The organism is Bradyrhizobium sp. Mp27, from assembly GCF_029953005.1.
Lineage (GTDB): Bacteria > Pseudomonadota > Alphaproteobacteria > Rhizobiales > Xanthobacteraceae > Bradyrhizobium > Bradyrhizobium barranii.
Genome location: NZ_JASAUS010000007.1, coordinates 74160 through 93178 on the forward strand (window position 1 = coordinate 74160; position 19019 = coordinate 93178).

At 64.3% G+C, this 19019-nt stretch carries 18 protein-coding genes and 2 pseudogenes; 12 read left to right on the forward strand and 8 right to left on the reverse strand.

The features are described from left to right. The first annotated feature begins 2 nt into the window (after positions 1-2). Positions 3-1364, forward strand: coding sequence for an extracellular solute-binding protein (locus QJT78_RS07155; RefSeq protein ID WP_028147470.1), 1362 nt, complete (start codon positions 3-5; stop codon positions 1362-1364). A gap of 69 nt (positions 1365-1433) precedes the next feature. Here the strand turns inward: QJT78_RS07155 and QJT78_RS07160 are convergent, their stop codons facing one another. Both QJT78_RS07160 and QJT78_RS07165 read right to left on the reverse strand, forming a co-directional pair. Further along, positions 1434-2759, reverse strand: coding sequence for a hypothetical protein (locus QJT78_RS07160; protein ID WP_028147471.1), 1326 nt, complete (start codon positions 2757-2759; stop codon positions 1434-1436). A gap of 71 nt (positions 2760-2830) precedes the next feature. Beyond that, positions 2831-4239 (reverse strand): annotated as a pseudogene (locus tag QJT78_RS07165) (AMP-binding protein). Between the two features lie 247 nt (positions 4240-4486). On the opposite strand from QJT78_RS07165, the gene QJT78_RS07170 reads away from it, so the two are divergent. Continuing rightward, positions 4487-5584 carry a preprotein translocase subunit SecD gene (locus QJT78_RS07170; RefSeq protein ID WP_028147472.1) on the forward strand — a complete coding sequence of 366 codons (1098 nt, stop codon included), beginning with the start codon at positions 4487-4489 and terminating at the stop codon, positions 5582-5584. Positions 5585-5845: 261 nt separating this feature from the next. Next, positions 5846-6652 carry a cyclic nucleotide-binding domain-containing protein gene (locus QJT78_RS07175; protein WP_028147473.1) on the forward strand — a complete coding sequence of 269 codons (807 nt, stop codon included), beginning with the start codon at positions 5846-5848 and terminating at the stop codon, positions 6650-6652. 13 nt (positions 6653-6665) lie between these two features. Here QJT78_RS07175 and QJT78_RS07180 read toward each other — a convergent pair whose 3' ends face one another. After that, entirely contained in the window at positions 6666-7307 is a 642-nt protein-coding gene (locus QJT78_RS07180) for a glutathione S-transferase family protein (RefSeq protein ID WP_028147474.1), read from the reverse strand. Between the two features lie 302 nt (positions 7308-7609). Next, entirely contained in the window at positions 7610-8161 is a 552-nt protein-coding gene (locus tag QJT78_RS07185) for a cytochrome b (protein ID WP_028147475.1), read from the reverse strand. A 169-nt stretch (positions 8162-8330) separates the two neighbouring features. Here QJT78_RS07185 and murI point away from each other — a divergent pair, with 169 nt between their 5' ends. The 8 genes and pseudogenes from murI (at position 8331) to QJT78_RS07225 (ending at position 13836) form a co-directional block, all read left to right on the forward strand. Beyond that, positions 8331-9128 (forward strand): glutamate racemase, encoded by a 798-nt coding sequence (murI, locus tag QJT78_RS07190; protein WP_028147476.1) that lies wholly within the window; start codon positions 8331-8333, stop codon positions 9126-9128. 61 nt (positions 9129-9189) lie between these two features. Further along, positions 9190-9963 (forward strand): annotated as a pseudogene (locus tag QJT78_RS07195) (aldolase/citrate lyase family protein). A 69-nt stretch (positions 9964-10032) separates the two neighbouring features. After that, entirely contained in the window at positions 10033-10416 is a 384-nt protein-coding gene (locus QJT78_RS07200) for a cupin domain-containing protein (RefSeq protein WP_038941991.1), read from the forward strand. 106 nt (positions 10417-10522) lie between these two features. After that, on the forward strand, positions 10523-11290 hold the full coding sequence (locus QJT78_RS07205; RefSeq protein ID WP_038941992.1) for an acyltransferase: 768 nt from the start codon (positions 10523-10525) through the stop codon (positions 11288-11290). Positions 11291-11488: 198 nt separating this feature from the next. Continuing rightward, a complete protein-coding gene (rpsD, locus tag QJT78_RS07210) occupies positions 11489-12106 on the forward strand; it encodes a 30S ribosomal protein S4 (protein ID WP_028147479.1) in 618 nt (205 codons plus the stop codon). A gap of 114 nt (positions 12107-12220) precedes the next feature. Then, a complete protein-coding gene (locus QJT78_RS07215) occupies positions 12221-12448 on the forward strand; it encodes a hypothetical protein (protein WP_028147480.1) in 228 nt (75 codons plus the stop codon). Positions 12449-12536: 88 nt separating this feature from the next. Then, positions 12537-12731 (forward strand): type II toxin-antitoxin system RelE/ParE family toxin, encoded by a 195-nt coding sequence (locus QJT78_RS07220; protein WP_240537468.1) that lies wholly within the window; start codon positions 12537-12539, stop codon positions 12729-12731. A 37-nt stretch (positions 12732-12768) separates the two neighbouring features. Next, entirely contained in the window at positions 12769-13836 is a 1068-nt protein-coding gene (locus tag QJT78_RS07225; protein ID WP_028147481.1) for a threonine aldolase family protein, read from the forward strand. A 138-nt stretch (positions 13837-13974) separates the two neighbouring features. Here the strand turns inward: QJT78_RS07225 and QJT78_RS07230 are convergent, their stop codons facing one another. The 4 genes from QJT78_RS07230 to grxD are packed head-to-tail and all read right to left on the reverse strand — an operon-like array spanning position 13975 to position 17454. Beyond that, on the reverse strand, positions 13975-15237 hold the full coding sequence (locus QJT78_RS07230; RefSeq protein WP_028147482.1) for a serine hydrolase domain-containing protein: 1263 nt from the start codon (positions 15235-15237) through the stop codon (positions 13975-13977). A 1-nt stretch (position 15238) separates the two neighbouring features. Continuing rightward, positions 15239-16525 (reverse strand): serine hydrolase domain-containing protein, encoded by a 1287-nt coding sequence (locus tag QJT78_RS07235; RefSeq protein WP_028147483.1) that lies wholly within the window; start codon positions 16523-16525, stop codon positions 15239-15241. Between the two features lie 46 nt (positions 16526-16571). Continuing rightward, positions 16572-17123 (reverse strand): O-acetyl-ADP-ribose deacetylase, encoded by a 552-nt coding sequence (locus QJT78_RS07240; RefSeq protein WP_028147484.1) that lies wholly within the window; start codon positions 17121-17123, stop codon positions 16572-16574. A 4-nt stretch (positions 17124-17127) separates the two neighbouring features. Next, a complete protein-coding gene (grxD, locus tag QJT78_RS07245; RefSeq protein ID WP_028147485.1) occupies positions 17128-17454 on the reverse strand; it encodes a Grx4 family monothiol glutaredoxin in 327 nt (108 codons plus the stop codon). Between the two features lie 240 nt (positions 17455-17694). Here grxD and egtB point away from each other — a divergent pair, with 240 nt between their 5' ends. Beyond that, positions 17695-18993, forward strand: coding sequence for an ergothioneine biosynthesis protein EgtB (egtB, locus tag QJT78_RS07250; protein WP_038941995.1), 1299 nt, complete (start codon positions 17695-17697; stop codon positions 18991-18993). Positions 18994-19019: the final 26 nt, after the last annotated feature.

Here is a 19019-nt window from a genome sequence, read left to right on the forward strand (position 1 = left end):
TCATGGCACAGGGTGAAAACTCGTTGAGCCATCCGGCGAGCCGGCGCAGTTTCATCAAGGGACTGGGGGCGGCTGGCGCGGGCCTGACCGCGCTGCCGCGCTGGAGCTTTGCCCAGGATTCCGCTGCGGCCAACGCCAACGCCGCGATCGACTGGAAGCAATTTGCGGGACAGACGATCGCGCTTTCGGGCGCGATCCATCCGTGGTCCAACGCGATCGCGCCGCTGTTGCCGGAGTTCACCATCCTCACCGGCATCAACGTCACCGTCGATTTCCAGCTGGAAACCACCTACCTCGGCGCGCTGCCGATCAGGCTCGCTCGCGGCAGTAGCACGCCCGACGTCTTCATGTTCACGACCTATGGCCAGGGCATCTCGAACGGATGGCTGGAGCCGCTGAACGGCTATTATTCCATGAAGTCGCTGACCGACCCCGCCTGGTATGACGAGAGCGACCTGCTCAAGACGGCCCGAGCCTTCCCGCTGTGGTCGGACGGCGAACGGTACGCCGTCCCGATTACCTCAGAGGCGATGACCCTGTTCATCAACAGCGATGCGCTGGCAGCCAAGGACCAGCCGGTCCCCCGGACTTTCGACGAACTGCTCGTCACCGCCAAGGCGGTCAAGACCAACGGGATGTCGGGGATTACGATGCGAGCCCAAGCCGGCGGCAATTCCTCCCCACCGGCCATGGGCTTCGTGTTCTCCTACGGAGGGGCCATGGTCGAGCACAACAGGGTCGCGTTCGCGACCCCGGAGGCAATCGCCGCCGTCGAGATGTACGGACAGCTGCTCAGTCAGGCCGGGCCTGCCGGCGTCGGCAGCTATGAATGGTACCACGTGCTGGACGACTTCCTGCAGGGGCGGACGGCCATGGCGATCGACAGCAGCAACTTCGCGACCGACATCTCCAATCCAGCGAAAAGCCGTGTCGCCAAGCAAGCCGGGTTTGCAACCTTTCCGCATCTCGCCGGTCGCGGACCCGTCCCCTTCATGTCGCACTGGCAAGGGTGCATCAATTCCAAATCGCGAAACAAGCGGGCGGCTTTCCTATTCCTGCTCTGGGCGACGAGCAAGGCGACCTCGCTGCAGACTGCCGCAGCAGGGCTGGCGACGACACGCGTGTCGGCCTGGTCGAGCGAGGGCTTCAGGAAGGCGTTCGGTCCGCAGGCCGCCGAGGCGGCGCTGATCAATTTGCAGAATGCCGACGTCGACCGTGCCAAGGCGATTCTTTTCCATCCGCAATCGAGACTGATCCTGGACGCCTTCATGATCGGCGTGAATGAAGTGGTCAACGGGGCGAAATCGGCCAAGGATGCGATGACGGGCGCTGCCGAAAGGGCCAATGCGGCGATCCGCGGGTAGCGGCGAGGCGTCGCCCGATCGGAAGAGGTGGCCACGGCGGACAAGTCGCCGACTCCCGCTGCGCGGCGATTACCCCTGATATTGCAGCACGTGCATGCCGGCGTTCCAGTCGGAGACGAACATCAGACCGTCGGGCCGGACATAGGCATCGCAGGTCTTAGCTGCGAGCGCGACGTTCGGGCGGGGGTCGATGAGTTTTTTCGGTGTCGGCGGCACCCAATACGCGATCTCCTTCGGCGCAAACTGATCCCTGACGTCAAACACCCTGGCGCCGGCATTGTTGTAGGTCGCGAAAATCGTCTCCTCGCTCTGGAAGGAGCCGGGGCGGTTCTCATGCAGATTATGCGGACCGAAGGTGCCCTTCGCACAGAAGTCGCGATCGCGTGGCGTCGGCAGCGTCGCGATCGGCACCGGATTTTGCGGCGCGCGCACGTCAAGCACGAATGTGTGAAACAGGCCCTTGGCGCATTGATCCGCATTGGCTTCATCCGCGACGATGGCGAGCTGACGCTTGGGCAGCGGCAGCGGCGTATGCGTGCCGCCGGCGAAGGGCGGCGACCAGTTGATGTGCGAGAGCAGCTTCGGATTGGCGGGATCGCCGATGTCGTGGATGGTGAAGCCGCCGTCGCGCCAGGCGGCATAGCCGCGATCGCCGGCCGTGATCATGTGATGCAGCGCAAAGCGCTTGCCCTTGGGCGTCGCCGGCTCGCCGGCCGCGCGGTTCATGCCCGGCAGCCACCATTTCGCGACGATCTCCGGCTTGGTGATGGTCTTGAGATCGACCACGCAAAGGATGTGGTCGGCGAAGCCATCGAAATGCGCCGACACATAGGCGTAGCGGCCGCCGGGCCACCATAGCCGGTTGATGCCGAAGCCCGGCATTTCGAGGAACGCGACCTCGCGCATCTCGCCCGGTTTCGAGATGTCGTGGATCGACAGGCCGGAGCGGAATTTCTTGGCCTTGGTGATGCTGTCGGCGAGCGAATTCTCGAAATATCCGCGCATGCTGTCGTAGGACTGCATCGCGACGATGTTGGCGCCGTTCGCAAGCAGCAGCAGGTCTTCCGCCACCTGCAGATGGTGGGTGCGGGTGTATTGCCCGGCAGTGAAGAAATTGACCGGTTTCAGTGCGCGCGGATCGGATGCGTCCAGGATCGTCACGCCGTCGCTGAACATGTGTCCGACATAGACGTGCTGCCGGTTGAACATCACCTGCACAGTGTCGGGCCGGCCGCCGACATCGCTGTACGAGATATGCTTGATGCCCTTGCCGATGCCCTCCGGCGGAATGTCCGGCTCTGACGCCCATACCGGCCGTGACAATCCGGACAGCGCAGCGGATCCGAACACGGCCGACAATTGTTGAAGGTGATGGCGGCGAGAGAGTTCAGGCATCGGCTTCCCCCCATTTTTTGAGAGGATGATGCGCGCTCGCGGCGAGGCGCGCAAGCCTCGTGTGCCCTCACTTACGCCTGCGCCACCTCGTGCCGCATCACGAACGGATCGAGCAGCGTGTGCACCTCGCCAGCGACGAGTTCGCGCTGGTCTGCCGGCAGGCCCGCGAGCGTCACAGTGGCAATCGAGCCGTGGCTGCCGTGCGCGCCGACCTTCACCTTGCAGTCGATGCCGCGCTCAGTGAGCGGCGACAGCACCTTGGCGAACACGCGCTGCGCGGCATCCCAGCGCAGCTGCGGCTTGAACACCTTGCCGACGCCGGTCACCGGCATCGAATCGATCGGAATGACCTGCACCGGAACGGCCGCGCGCTCCGGCGTGCGCTCGCGCACCCAGGCTTCCAGCTCGCCCGGCTCGACCGTGGCGCCCGGCTTCAGCTGCACATAACCGACCGGCAATTCACCGGCATAGGCGTCGGGCTGGCCAACCACGGCGGCGAAGCCGACGGCGGGATGGCGAAACATGATCTCTTCGATCGGCGCCGGGTCGATATTGTGGCCGCCGCGGATCACGAGATCCTTGGCGCGGCCGGTGATCCAGAGGTAGCCGTCGGCATCGAGACGTCCGAGGTCGCCGGAGTTGACCCAGACCTCGTCGACGAAGGCGCCCCTGTTGTGCTCGTCGTTGAGATAGCCGCTGAACACGCCGGGCCCGGCCATGATGACGACGCCGATCTCGTCGGCTGCGCAGTCGCGGATCAAGCGGCCGTCGGCATCGAGCTGCACGATGCGCACGCGCGCGTAAGGCATGGGAAGGCCGACCGAGCCGAGCCGGATCGGCCGGCTGGGATAAGCAAGCGTGTGCACGCTCGAGGTCTCGGTCATGCCGTAGACCTCGGCCACCGGCAGCTTCAGCTTGTCCTGGATCGCCGAGCCCCTCCGCCGAACACCTGCACGACCGCCTTGAGATGTTTTAGCCGCGGACGGATCTGCTCGACCTTCTGCCAGATGTCGGTGCCCGGCATCGGCCCGAGCGCAACCAGAACCTTGGTGTTCGCGGCCTCAAGGATCTCCGCGATCTGGTGCGGCTCGAGCAGCGGATTGACGGGATTGGCGATGCCCGCGGCCTCGGCGCCGAACAGCGTCACGAAGGCATCGGGCACCAGCGGCAGCATGAAGCTGACGACGTCGCCCTTCTCGACGCCGAGCGCGTGAAACATGTTGGCGGCCTGCGTGACGCGCGCGACGAAATCGCGATAGGTGACCATCACAGGCGTATCGGCCGGATCGGCGTTTTGCAGGAACTGGATCGCCGCGCCGTCGGGGTTGCGCTCCGCACCGAGCCTGATGGCGTCATAGGTGCTCTCGGCTGCGACGCGATCGGCGTAAGGGACCTGCTCGAAGGCCCGGACCTCTGCGTCCGTCGCGAAGTCCGGATAGTCGTTGCCGATGAACCGATCGAGCGCGTGGATGCCCGCCATGGAATTCTGTCCTCCCTCAGATGCATTTCCCCGCCCCCTGTCTTTTGACATTTTGGTCGGCGAGACCTCGACCGATGGCCGGTCGAGCGCGGACAGAATGATGGATGATTGAGCGTTCGTCCATGGCCGAACGGCTACGGTCGTAGCACGCGTCTTCGAGGCCATTGAACCTCCCCGCCCGATGCGGGGACCAAGAACATGCATCGGACTCCCCTGCCAGCGTCCTGCCGCAAGACTTGAGGAAATCATGACCACGCCCCCGCGGGACCGCGTCACACGGCTGATTGTCGCGCTCGCCGTGACCTCGGCGATCATGATTTCGGCGATCGTCCTGCCCCGCGCGGCGCGCGCCGAGGACGGCCAGTTCGACAAGATGCGTGCCAGGATCGCCGCCTTCGTCGCCGACAAGATGGAGAAGCTGGGCGGCTCGCGCATCGTCTACAAGGTCGATACCGACGGCTTGCGCGAGAGCGTGGTCACGGATTTGCGCGACGATGTCTACAAGACCCTGCGTGAGGGCAAGATCGCCTTCTCCGGTCTTGCGATCCGCGACGCCGGCGTCGAGGTGAAGATCGCGGACGCCAAGGGCCGCGAGCAGCTCGCACGCAAGCTCGCGTCGGCCGCGGAGGGATTGCCGTCGCATGCGCTCACGGTGACCGATGGCGGCGACGGACTGGTGAGGCTCGCGCCGACCGATGCCGCATCCGCGGCCCGGCTGCGCGATCTCGTCGAAGATTCCATCGCGATGATCGAGCAGCGCCTCAAGGATGCCGGCATCAACCTCGCCAGCGTCCTTCCGGATGGCACGGATCGCATCCGCATTTTCATTCCGGGCATGATGGAGCCCGCCCGCGTGACCGCGGTCTTCGCCAGGAAGGTCAAGGTCAGCTTCCGCCTGATCGACGTCTCGATGCCGGCGGAGCAGGCGCAATCCGGCACGCCGCCCACGGGCACCGAAGTCCTGCCCGGCTTCAAGGACGAGCGCCATTACCTGGTCGCCAAGGACAGCGCGCTCGACGGCGACGACATCAGCTATGCCGGCCCGGGATTTGCCAGCGGTACGAAAGACCCGATCGCCTCGTTCCGCTTCAACGGCCGCGGGACGCGGCGCTTTGCCCACGTCACCGAGGAGAACATCGGAAGGCCCTTCGCCATCGTGCTCGACGGCAAGGTGATCTCCGCCCCCGTGATCCGCGAGCCGATCACCGGCGGCTCGGGCCAGATCTCCGGCAATTTCACCCTGGAGGAAGCCAATAGTGTCGCGATGCTGCTGCGCGCCGGTTCGCTGCCGGGGCACCTCGACCTCGTCGAGCAGCAGGTCGTGCAACCCGCCGCCAAGCCGTAAGGCTGGTCGCCCTGCGCCCCCGCCCCGTCGGGGCGCAACGATCCAAGACGCCAAAGCCCGCGCCCCCGGGGGCCCCGAATCACGGGCGCAACACGGCCATGCGCACAACCAACGGGCAATTGCCGAAACGCCCGATCAGGCTAAAATTTGCCTCTTGCGGCACGGCGGCCGAAGGCTTCATTTCAAGCGGTCGTCATTCGATTTCGGCTATACGTGTCGAGCATACCGACCAGGACTGAAGGCCTTACGCGGGGTTAGTACATGCCGTCCGGCAGCGCAGACATTTCCTCGATCCTCGACCGCATTCTGGATGCGGCGACGGACAACCTCAGGATCGCAAAGATCCTGGTCCAGATGGGCCTCGATCCCAACAACGTCACCTACGACGCGATCTTCAACCGGTTGCTGGAGATCTTTGTCCAAAACATCACGCTGGCCAATCTGTTCGCCGCGGTCGGCGCCGGCTTCTTCGTCGCCACCCTCCTGATGCGGACGATGGTGCCCCTGCGCGTCGCCAACATGGTCGGCTGTGCGTTCTTCGCCGTCTTCGGCGCGCTCTCGGCCAACGTCTCGACCTTCCTCCTCTATCTGCTGCTGCTTCCGATCAACGCCCTGCGCCTGCGGCAGATGCTCAAGCTGGTCAAGAAGGCGCGCCATGCGGCCGAAGGCGACATGTCGATCGAGTGGCTCAAGCCGTTCATGACCGAGCGCAAATATCGCAGTGGCGATACGCTCTTCAAACTGGGCGATCCCGCCAAGGAGATGCTCCTCACGGTCACCGGCAAGTTCCTGGTCAAGGAGATCAATGTCGAGATCGGGCCCGGAGCTCTCATGGGAGAGCTCGGCTTCCTCACGCCGGACAACCGGCGCACCGGAACGATCGAATGCGTCGAGGACGGACAGGTCCTGACGATCACCTATGACCGCTTGCTCGAGATCTATTTTCAGGACCCGCAGTTCGGCTATTACTTCCTGGTGCTGACCAGCCAGCGCCTGCTGCAAAACATCGACCGCTTGCAGAAGCAGCTGGCGAGCGAGCGGGCGGCGACCACGAACCGGATCGCGTGAACGGCGCCGCGGCTCAGCTCAGCAGCAGCGCCATTCCCGGATCGCCCTTCTCCATCGCGCGCCGGTAGGCCGGGCGGGCACCGACGCGGCCGAGATATTTGATCACATTCGGGCAGCGCGACAGGTCATAGGGCTGGAAGTAGCGCATCGTGGTGAGCGAGAAGCCCATCATGATGTCGGCGGTGGTGAAGGTGTCGCCCGCCAGATATTCGGCGTCGCGAACGCGCGCATCGACCAGGTCGAAGGCGCGGTCGGTACGCCCTCTGCTCGCGACCAGTATCGGATTGTCCTCGGCGAGCTTGAGCCGGTTCAGGATCATCAGCCGGCCCATGCCGGCCTGCAGCGTGCCGTTGGCGAAGTGAAACCAGTACAGGAACTGGGCGAAATCAGGATGATCAGGGCGGAGCGCAAGGCGCCCGTCGCCGTATTTGGCCATGATGTAATCGACGATGGCGCCGGACTCGGCGAGCACGAGGTCGCCGTCGGTGATCACGGGCGCGCTCCCGATCGGGTGCAGCGCCTTGTAGTCGGGCGGCGCCAGCTTGGTGACAGAATCGCGCGCGTAGCGCTTCAGTTCGTAGGGAATTCCCAGTTCCTCGCAGAGCCAGACGATGCGCTCGGATTGCGACTTGCCGAGATGATGGACGGTGAGCATAGCATCTCCTGCGACCGTGAGTTGGACCTGTCGTGACGCCGCATCTTAACCGGTCATTGCGAGCGCAGCGAAGCAATCCAGGCAGCCACCGCGGAAAGACTCTGGATTGCTTCGCTGCGCGCGCAATGATGGCGTGGGGAGAGAGCATGCCCCCGACACTTTGCTCTCGTGCCCCGGACGCAGCGCAGCACGAAGTGATGCGCTGCAGAGCCGGGGCCCATGTTGCGGTCGGTACCGTGGCCTCCTGGGTCCCGGCTCTGCGCAGCAGCGTTGCACGCTGCAGCGCGTCCGGGACACGAGACCTACCCCGCCTCGTCCGTCACCATCCGCGCCACGACGCGGTCGCGGCGGATGAAGTGGTGCCAAAGCGCAGCGACCACGTGAATCGCGATCAGCGCGAGCAGCACATAGGCAAAGAGGATGTGGCGGTCCTCATAGGCGCCCGCCGCCGCACGGTCGGGAGAGGTGAATTGCGGCACGTGAAACAGGCCGAAGAAGTCGGAATAATCCGGCGTACGCGCGCCGGAATGCGCCCAGCCCAGCATCGCGACCAGGATGACCACGAGATAGAGCGCGCCGTGGCTGACATGGGCCGCGATCTTCTGCCAGCGCGAGGTTTCAGGCGGCATCGCCGGCGTCGGGTTGACGGCGCGCCAGACCGGGTGCAGCACGGTCAGCAGCAGGATCACATAGCCGATATCGGCGTGGATCGAGCGGTAAAAGAAGCGGTCGGGACGCGCCGGGATATGGTTCATCCACCAGCCGAAGCCGATCATGGCGAGGATGGCCAGCGCCAAAATCCAGTGCAGCCACCGGGAAACGCTGCCCCAGCCGTTACCGGTATTTCTGATCATGTCGGCTCTCCGGAGTTTTGCGGATATGTCCCCGTCCGCAGCGCAGCTGCTGATAGCGGGAACTTGCGGTAACCGTGAAATTGAATCGTTCCAAACTGGTACCAAACGGCCCCGCCGCAAAACCGCCCCAAAAACCGAATGGTAACCATGGTGCCCTTAAGGTAGCGACGTGACCAATTCTGCGACGATCCTGGTGTTCGATTCCGGCCTTGGCGGACTCACGGTGCTCCGCGAGGTCGTGGCCGCGCGCCCGGACGCGCATTACGTCTATGTCGCCGACGATGCCTTCTTCCCCTATGGCCACCACAGCGAGGACGAGATCATCGCCCGCGTCGTGCCGCTGATGGGCGAACTGATTGGCACCCACGATCCTGACCTCATCGTCATCGCCTGCAACACGGCGTCCACCCTGGTCCTATCTCACTTGCGCGCCGCTTATTCCCTGCCCTTCGTCGGCACCGTGCCGGCGATCAAGCCCGCCTGCGCGCAGTCGAAAACCCGCCGCGTCTCGGTGCTCGGCACCAAGGGCACGGTGAAGCGCGAATACACCAAGGCTCTGATCCGCGATTTCGGCCTAGGTTGCGAGGTGACATTGGTCGGCTCGCCCGAGCTCGCCTCGCTGGCGGAAGCCGCGCTCAGCGGCCATCCGATCAGCGACGGCGACATCCTCGCCGAACTCGCCCCCTGCTTCGTCGGTGATCCCGCGGACGCGACATCGCGCACCGACACCGTGGTGCTCGCCTGCACGCATTACCCGCTGCTGCTCGACCGGATGAAGACGCTCGCGCCCTGGCCGGTCGAATGGATCGACCCCGCGCCCGCCATCGCCCGCCGCGTCTCCGACCTGCTCGGCGCGCAAATCGGCGGCATTGCGCACTCCGGCGCCGAGATGATCTTCACCTCGAACCGCGTGCACGGGCTTTCAGCCACGCTGACGCCGTTCTTCGGCGGCCGCGCGCTGGCCTGACCTTGCGCCTCGACGGCGCGCTGCTAGGCTTCGCCGTCGCCATCTTCGCAGGTTCATCCCCATGCCGGTCCCCGCAACGCCGCTCAATCGCCTCCGCCAATTGTGGAGCGAAGGGCGCCCCGCCTTCGGCGCGATCGCGACGATCCCGAGCGTGCAGACCGTACAGATCATGGCGCGCTCGCTCGACTGGATCATCGTCGACCTCGAGCATGGCCCGATTGGCTTGACCGAAGCGCATGCGATGATCGCCGCCACGACAGGCACGCCATGCACGCCCCTGGTGCGGATCGCGGCGAACGAGCCGTGGCTTGCGAAAGCGCCGATGGACATCGGCGCCTTCGGCATCAATTTCCCGATGATCACCAATCGCGCCGAAGCCGAGAAGGCGGTGCGCAGCGTGCGCTATCCGCCCCGCGGCGATCGTCTCTGGGGTCCGTTCCACGCGCCGTTCCGCTAGGGCCAGTCGATGCCGGACTACATGGCCGGCGCCGACGACGAGATGATCTGCATGATCACCATCGAGCATGTCGAGGCCGTCAATCGCATCGACGAGATCATGGCGACGCCGGGCATCGACGTCGCGGTGATCGGCCCCGGCGATCTCGCGACGTCCATCAACAAGCGCGGGCAGATGGACGATCCGGAATTGCTGGAGCTGGTCGCCCGCGCCGAGGCCGGCATCCTCAAAAGCGGCGTGCCGATCGGCGGCGTGGCCCGCACCGCAGACCAGGCCAACGCCCTGGTCGATCGCGGCTATCGCGCGATCGCGCTGGGTTTCGACTGGTCGCTGTTCCAGCGCGGCATCATGGCGGCGTTCGAGGGAATCAAGCGCTGAACGAGGCGATCGCGGCCTTGCCGGGAACTGCCGCGCTGCTAGGGTCGGCGGTTCCAGGGAGGAAGAACCATGCTCAAAAAGACTTTGCTCGCTCTCGCTTTCACCAGCCTCGCCCTCGCAGCCTTCGCCCAGCAGACCGGCATCAAGCGGACCCCACTGCAGAAGGTCGAATTTCCCGACGGTTACAACACCGTCACCGCCATCGCCGAGGTCCCGGCGGGCGGCGCGGCCGGACGCCATACCCATCCTGGGGTCGAAACCGGCTACGTGCTCGAAGGCGAGCTGAATCTCCTCATCGACGGCCAGCCGGAGAAAACCCTGAAAGCCGGGGATTCTTACCAGATCCCGGCAGGCGTCGTGCACGACGCCAAGGCTCACGGCGATAAGGCCATGAAAGTGCTTGGAGTTTACATCGTCGACAAGACCAAGCCGCTGGCCTCGCCGGCACCCTGATGCGGCGAACCGACCGACCCCAGGCGGGTTGGATCGTGCTAGAGCACGCGGCGAGCGGGCCACCCGCTCGCTGCACATATTTTAGTCCGTAGGAACCGAAAGACCCATGCGCGGGACGCCCAAGACCATTTCGCTGCCGCGCCGCCTGATTTGCGACCTCATGCGGGCGTCGATGGACGTGCCATTCGTCTCGCTCTCCCGCCCCCTCAATATTCGCCCCCTGCTGGAGGCGCGTGCCGGAGCGATGGCGCCCGCCGGCTGGGCCGCGATGTTCGTCAAGGCCTTTGCCCTGGTTGCCAGGGACGAGCCGGTCCTGCGCACCGTCTACGCCAAATGGCCCTGGCCGATGCTCTACGAGCTGCCCAATAGTGTGGCGTCGGTGGCGATCGCCCGGGTCCAAGACGGCGAGGAATGCGTGATGCCGCAGCGAATCGCGGCTCCCGAAGCCATGGCGCTGGCCGCGGTGGACGCCGAAATCCGGCGTGCCAAGACGGCCCCAATCGACGATATCCCGATGTTCCGCAAGATCATGCGGGCCACCCGCCTGCCGCTGCCGCTGCGGCGGCTGTGCTGGGCGGTCGGGCTGAATTTCGGCCGGCAGCGCGGCAACTGGTTCGGCAGTTTTGCGGTGAGCTCAGTGGCCGCCTATGGCGGTGGCGAGCTCCATCCCATCACGCCGGGCCCGTTCATCGTCAGTTATGGGGTGGTCGAGGGCGACCAGACCATCCATGTCGTGATCCGCTGGGACCACCGGGTCACCGACGCCGCCCCCATTGCCCGGGTCCTGACCCGGCTGGAACAGGTCCTGAACACTGAAATCGCTGCCGAATTGCGCGCGGCCGGGCCGAAGCCGATCCGCGCGGTCCGGACATGATTTCGGGGCTATTCGCATTGACAGAACGGCCCAAACTCACCTAAAAGCCGCCTGCTCGCGGGCCGATTTCGGCCCGCGAAGCGTTTCGCGACCCGTGGTCCTCTCCCTTAAGCTTTGGGGATCGGACCTGTCAGTGCCGGGCTAGCCCGTCACACAGGAGGGCGCGTTTCCTCAAACCATGTACCTGAAGAGGACGCGATGACTAAGCGCAGTGAGGCGAAGTACAAACTCGATCGCCGTATGGGCCAGAACATCTGGGGCCGCCCGAAGAGCCCCGTCAACCGCCGCGAGTACGGCCCCGGCCAGCACGGCCAGCGCCGCAAGGGCAAGCTCTCCGACTTCGGCGTGCAGCTGCGCGCCAAGCAGAAGCTGAAGGGCTACTACGCCAACATTTCCGAGCGCCAGTTCCACGGCATCTATGTTGAGGCGAGCCGCCTCAAGGGTGACACCGGCGAGAACCTGATCGGCCTGCTGGAGCGTCGTCTCGACGCGGTCGTGTACCGCGCCAAGTTCGTCTCCACGATCTTCGCCGCGCGCCAGTTCATCAACCACGGCCACATCAAGGTGAACGGCCGCAAGGTGAACATCTCGAGCTACCAGCTCAAGATCGGCGACGTGATCGAGGTCAAGGAAGCCTCCAAGCAGCTCGCCCACGTGCTCGAAGCCAGCCAGCTCCCCGAGCGCGACACCCCCGACTATCTCGAAGTCGACCACGGCAAGATGACCGCCAAGTACGTGCGCATCCCCGGCCTCTCCGACGTGCCGTTCCCGGTGCAGATGGAGCCGCATCTGGTCGTCGAATTCTATTCGCGCTGATAGTTCGGCAGAACGACATTCAAAGGCCCCGGTTCACCGGGGCCTTTTTGTTTGAGCCGGTGATTCCTATGTCTCAAGCCATCTGTGCTATGATTGCACATCGCGGAGTTGAGCATGACTCGTCTTCTGGAAGAGGCCTTCAGCAAAGTTTCCGGCCTGCCCGATTCAGAGCAGGACGAACTGGCGCGGACCCTGCTTGAGCTTGCCGGGGTCGATCAGCCACCAATCCAGCTGACAGCGGCGGAAGAGGCAGATCTCGCCGAGGCCGAAGCCGAAATCGCCCGCGGCGAGTTGGCCAGCGCCGACGAAGTCCGCGCGATGTGGGCCAAGCACGGGCTGTGAAGGTCCGTTATACGAAGCGGGCGCTCGCCCAAATCGACCAAATTCTGACCTACACATTGAGGCGCGCTCGCCCCAAGGCGCAGGCCACGTGCGCGATCGCATTGTCGCTCTCATAGCATTGCTAGAGACCTACCCCCACGCAGGGCGAACGACTACGCGTGCATACGTCCATCGCTTGCCGGTCAACCCTTATCCCTATCTGATCGATTATCGTGTGACCGAGACAGAAATCGTTATTATGCGGTTTCGTCACGCCGCCCGGCGTCCACCCAGAGCTCGCTGACCGCGAGCGAGTGCCATTCCCCTCAGGGAGCAAGTTGATGCTCTACACCCCTCCCCCGATCGATCCCAAGGCGCCACCGGTGCGCATCAATCTGCTTTCGGACACGCAGACCAAGCCGACGGCTGCGATGCGCGAGGCGATGGCGCGGGCCGAGGTCGGCGACGAGCAGGTCGGCGACGATCCGACCGTGAACGCACTGTGCGAGCGCGTCGCCGCGCTGATGGGCAAGGAAGCCGCGGTCTACATGCCCTCAGGCACGATGTGCAACGTCACCGCGACGCTGGTGCATTGCCGTCCCGGCGACGAGATCCTCGCCCACGAGAGCGCACATATCATCGCCCGTGAAGGCGGCGCGCATGCCGCGATCGGCGGCTTCCAGGTCACCCAGCTCAAGGGACCCGACGGCCAGTTCACACCGGAGACCTTTCGCAAGGCACTGCATCCGCGGACGCGCTACCAACCGCCGCAGACCGTCGTCAGCGTCGAGCAGACCGCCAATATCGGCGGTGGCACGATCTGGAAGAAGGCGGCGCTCGACGAGATCGTCGCGATCGCCAAGCAGCACGGCCTCGTCACCCACATGGACGGTGCGCGCCTGCTCAACGCCACGGTAGCAAGCGGCATCTCCCCACGCGACATGACGGCGGGGTGGGATTCGGCCTGGATCGATTTCTCGAAGGGCCTGGGCGCGCCGATCGGCGGCGTGCTCGCGGGCACCCGCGCCTTCATCGATGCGGTGTGGCAGTGGAAGCAGCGCCTCGGCGGCTCGATGCGGCAGGCAGGCGTCTGCGCGGCCGCCTGCATCTACGCACTCGACCATCACGTCGATCGCCTCGCCGACGACCACGCCAATGCGCGCGCGCTCGCCCGCGGGCTATCGCAGATCGCAGGCGTCGAGGTGCAGGAGCCCGAGACCAATCTCGTGTTCTTCAAGCCTGATGGCGCCGGAATTGCCGGCGACAAGATGGTCGCCGCACTGCGCCAGCGCGGCGTGACGCTCGCGATGATGGACGGCCGCATCCGCGCCTGCACCCATCTCGACGTCAATGCGGCCCAGGTCGAGGAAACGATCGGATACGTCAGAGAGATCGTGCGCGGGGCGTAAGTCCGTAGCCCGGATGGAGCGCAGCGAAATCCGTGGTCCTCGCCTCGCGGAAAGATTTTCCCGGATTGCGCGGAGCCTGTCATCGGGCGGCGCATCGCGCCGACCCGTTGGCTCCATCCGGGCTGCGAAGGCGGCTAGCTACCGTCCCATCGCCTGATAGATCAGCGTCTTCAGCGCCAGCTGAATCCGGCCGCGCTGCGAGGGGGTCTGCACCATGAAGATCCCGAACAGGTCGTCTTCGGGATCGATGAAGAAGAAGGTGCCGCCGACGCCGTCCCAGCGATATTCGCCAAGCGGCCACGATGTCCCTGATGGCACCGAGGTGCGCACCGCGAAACCGAGGCCGAAGCCGGAGCTACCGCCCGGATAGTAATTCTGATCGCGCGCGATCTTCGTCTCGGGGCCGATATGATCCGACGCCATCAGCGCGATGGTCTCCGGCTTGAGATAGCGCCGGCCTGCATAGCTGCCGCCGTTGAGCAGCATCTGCGAGAAACGCGCGTAGTCACCGACCGTACCGACAAGGCCGCCGCCGCCCGACTCCCACCTCAGCGGTTTCCTGGGATCGCGGATCTGCGTCATCGGGCTAATCGCGCGATCCTGCGGCATCGGCTCGGCGACGCGCGGCCACTTGGCAGGATCGGCGACATAATATGCAGTGTCCGTCATCCCGAGCGGATCAAGCAGCCGCTCCTTCTCGAACCCGAACAGCGATTTCCCCGATATGACCTCGACGATGCGGCCGAGCACGTCCGTGGAGTGGCCATAGTCCCAGTTCGTGCCGGGCTGTTCGGCGAGCGGAAGCGCGGTGATCTTCGCGACGAGTTCGGCGTTGGTCAAAGCCTTGTTGTCGAAGAGACCCGCGTCGGCATAGAGCTTGTTCACCAAGCCCCCGCCATAATAACCGTAGGGCAGCCCGGCAGTGTGGCGCATCAAATCCTTGATCGTCACGGGGCGACTGAGCGGCTCCAGCGCCAGTGCAACCTTGCCGTCCTCGGCCTTCGTCTCGACACCGACCTTCATCTTGGCAAAGGCCGGAATGTACTTTGCGACGGGATCGTCGAGCGAGAGCTTGCCCTCCTCGACCAGCATCATCGCCATGACTGTCGTGACCGGCTTCGACATCGAATAGAGTCGGAAGATCGTGTCCGCGCTCATCGAGATCTCGGTGGCGACATCGCGGACGCCGAAATTCTCGTAATAGACCGGCTTGCCGTGCTGCTGGAGCAGCAGGATCGCGCCCGGAAAGGTGCCGGCTGCGACCTCGCTCCTGATGTAGTCGGAAACCTTTGCCAGGCCTTCTGGCGAGAAGGTGTGGGCGCGCCCCTCGGAGCCCGCTTGCGCACCACCTGCACCGAACAAAAGAACGAGCGCCGCGATCAGCGCGCGGCGCCCGAACATGTCACTTCTCCATCGCTTCATAAACCAACTGCTTCAATGTCCGCTGCACGCGCTGGCGCTCGGTCGGGGTCTGCTCCAGCAGCACGAAGAACATGTCCTGCTTTGGGTCGATGACGAAATAGCAGCCTGAAGCACCGTCCCACTTCAATTCCCCGAGATCACCGGGCGGCGGTGGCTTGGCGTTGCCGGGATCGGTGCGGACCGCAAGGCCAAGACCGAAGCCGAAACCGTCGCCGGGGAAATAGAAATAGTCGCGACCAACCCCCGAGGTCGGGCCGATTTGATCGGTCACCATCAGCTTGAATGTCTCGGGCTTGAGGATGGTCTTGCCGTCGAGGCTGCCGCCGTTGAGCAGCATCTGCGCAAAGCGCTCATAGTCTGCCATGGTCGTAACCATGCCGCCGCTGGCGAACTGAATTTTTTTGACAACCGTCGGATCGTTGATCCGGCCGACCCGGAAATCGCTGTCGTTCGGCACCGGCTGCGCCAGAAGCTTCTGCTTCTCCGGGGCCGTGACGAAGAAGCCGGTGTCGACCATGCCGAGCGGGTCGAGCAGCTTCTCCCGCTCGATCTCGAGCAGCGGCTTGCCGGTTGCGACCTCCATCACTCGCGCCAGGATGTCGGTGGAATGGCCGTATTGCCACAGCGCGCCCGGCTGGTTGTGCAGCGGCAGTTTTGCGATGCGCTCAGCGAACTCGGCGAGATCGAAATCGCCGGCGTAGATATTGGCCTCGCGATAGGCCTTGCGGACCAGGCTGTCGCCATAGAAGCCATAGGTGACGCCCGAGGTGTGCGTCATCAGATCATGCACCGTCATCGGCCGGCTCAACGGGACGAGTTCGAGCGACTTGGTGCCGTCGTCGGCCTTCTTCTCGACGCCGACCTTCACGTTGGCGAAGGAGGGAATGTATTTCGAGACGGGATCGTCGAGCTTGATCTTGCCGTCTTCGATCAACTGCACCGCGACGACGGAGGTGATCGCCTTGCTCATCGAGAACAGGCGGAAGATGGTCTTGTCGGTGATCGGCGCCTTGCTCACCACGTCCTGCACGCCGAAGGCTTCGTGGTAGACCGGCTTGCCATGCTGCTTGATCAGCACGGTGGCGCCGGCGATCTTGCCCGTCGCGACCTCGTTCTTGAAGAACTCGCTGACCTTGGCGAGCTTGTCCTGATTGAAATGCGCGCCGGCCGGAATCTCGTAAGTGCCTTCGGCGCGCGCGAGCGACATCGCCCCCAGCGATACCAGTGCGCCGCAAACCAACGCACGCAGTCCGAAATGTGAATTCATATCCCCTCCCCGGAAGGTGGCCGAGCGGAGTGTACTGACCACGTCATCAGGCACAAGGGCTGCCGTACCGCGCCAAAACGTCCGTGTGGAGCGCGGCGCTTGTCTCCGAGAAACAACAGAATATGACGTGGGTGACCAGCGGCGCAGCCGGCAGGGCTTCAATGGTCGTGTGGACCGCAATCGTCGCGGCCTGATCGGCCGGAAAGCGATATACCCCGGTCGAGATCGCGGAGAAGGCTAGAGAGTTCAGTCTATTGGCCTGGGAGAGCTCAAGCGCACGGCGATAACAGGAGCGCAACGCATCCGCCTCGCCGCAGCCGCCGCCGTGCCAGACGGGGCCGACTGCGTGGATCACATGTCGCGCGGGCAGACGGTAGCCCTTCGTGATCTTGGCATCGCCGGTCGGACATCCCCCGAGCGTCCGGCACTCGGCCAGAAGCTCGGAACCGGCAGCGTCGTGGATTGCGCCATCAACGCCGCCTCCGCCCAGGAGAGACGAATTTGCGGCGTTGACGATGGCGTCAACGCCGAGTGTCGTGATGTCAGCTACGATAACCTCGAGCTCGGCGCCGCCGATGCGGCGCGTCAGCTGGGTCACCCGATCAAGCCGCGACGGCGACGCCCTTCTCGGAGAAGAGCTGCTGCAGTTCGCCAGCCTGGAACATCTCACGGATGATGTCGCATCCGCCGACGAACTCGCCCTTCACATAGAGCTGCGGAATGGTCGGCCAGTTCGAATATTCCTTGATGCCGTTACGCAGTTCGGCGGATTCGAGGACGTTGAGGCCCTTATAACCAACGCCGATGTGGTCGAGGATCTGGACGACCTGGCCGGAGAAACCGCACTGCGGAAATTGCGGCGTACCCTTCATAAACAGAACCACGTCGTTCGACTTCACTTCGTTGGCGATGAATTCCTCGATGCTCATATCCATGTCCTTCCGGGGCGCAGCCCTCAACGATTCCCTCGGGCCGGCCCAGCCGATCTAACCCGATACTTGCCTATATATGTAGCCCAAACCGTTGTGCATCCAAAGTAAAATGGCGGCGAACACCCCTTGGGCGGCCGGTCCAGGCCACGCCGGCCGCATTGCATGATGCCACGAATATCATCGCCGGGGAGGACTTTCATACCGTAACGGAGCCCCTATCTAGGACGAACCCAGGTTTTGGAACCGGGCAACGCCAACAACGTTCTCTTGTCCTGTCTGGAGAAAAACGTGACGAAACAAGCCTCCGCTACGGCCACCCCGCCGCTTTCGTCACCGTCGGCCGACCCGCGCGGCCTCGCCCAGGGGCTGGAAGAGGCATTTCTCGCCGTCCGCAACGAGACCGAGCGCCGGGCCGCGCCGCTGTCGCCGGAGGATCAGCAGATTCAATCCATGCCGGATGCGAGCCCCGCGAAATGGCATCGGGCCCATACCACCTGGTTCTGGGAGCAATTCCTGCTCGGTGAGCACTGTCCCGGCTACCGGCCCTTCCACCCTGATTTCGCGTTCCTGTTCAATTCCTATTACGTCAGCGCCGGCCCGCGTCATTCCCGCAATCACCGCGGCGACATCACCCGCCCCAGCGCCGATCAGGTCGGCGCCTATCGAACATATGTCGATACGGCCGTCGTCAAATTCTTCCGCGAGGTTGGCGCGGACAAGCTTCGCGAGGTCGCACCGCTCGTCGAGGTCGGGCTCAATCACGAGCAGCAGCATCAGGAACTGATGTTCACCGACATCCTGCAGGCCTTCGCGCAGAACCCGATCCCGCCGGCCTATGATCCGGACTGGCGCTTCCCGGCTTCGACACGCGCGGGTGAGGGTTGGCTGACGCTGAACGAGGGTATCCACACCGTCGGTCATGTCGACGACAGTTTTCATTTCGACAACGAGAAGCCGGCGCATCGCGCCCTCGTCGGTCCGGTCAGGGTCGCACGCAATCTCGTCACCAACGCCGAGTGGCTCGCCTTCATGCGCGACGACGGCTACCGGACCGCAACGCTGTGGCTGATGGACGGCTTTGCCACCGTCAACAACGAAGGCTGGGACGCCCCCGGCCATTGGCGCGAGATCGACGGCCAGTGGCACATGATGACGCTCGCTGGCCTCAAGCCGGTCGATACGGACGCGCCGGTCTGCCACGTCAGCTATTACGAGGCCGATGCGTTTGCGCGCTGGGCCGGAAAGCATCTGCCGACCGAGATGGAATGGGAGGTTGCGGCCAGAGCCGGCGAGCTCAACGACGCCTTCGGCATCGTCTGGCAGTGGACGCGTTCTTCATATTCGCCCTACCCCGGCTATCGCGCCATCGAAGGCGCGCTCGGGGAGTACAACGGCAAGTTCATGATCAACCAACTGGTGCTGCGCGGCTCCTCGCTTGCAACTCCCGAGGGCCACAGCCGTATTACCTATCGCAACTTCTTCTATCCGCACCATCGCTGGCAGTTCACGGGACTGCGGCTCGCCGACTACGAATAAAAAATCATCCGACGATAAATGCGCGC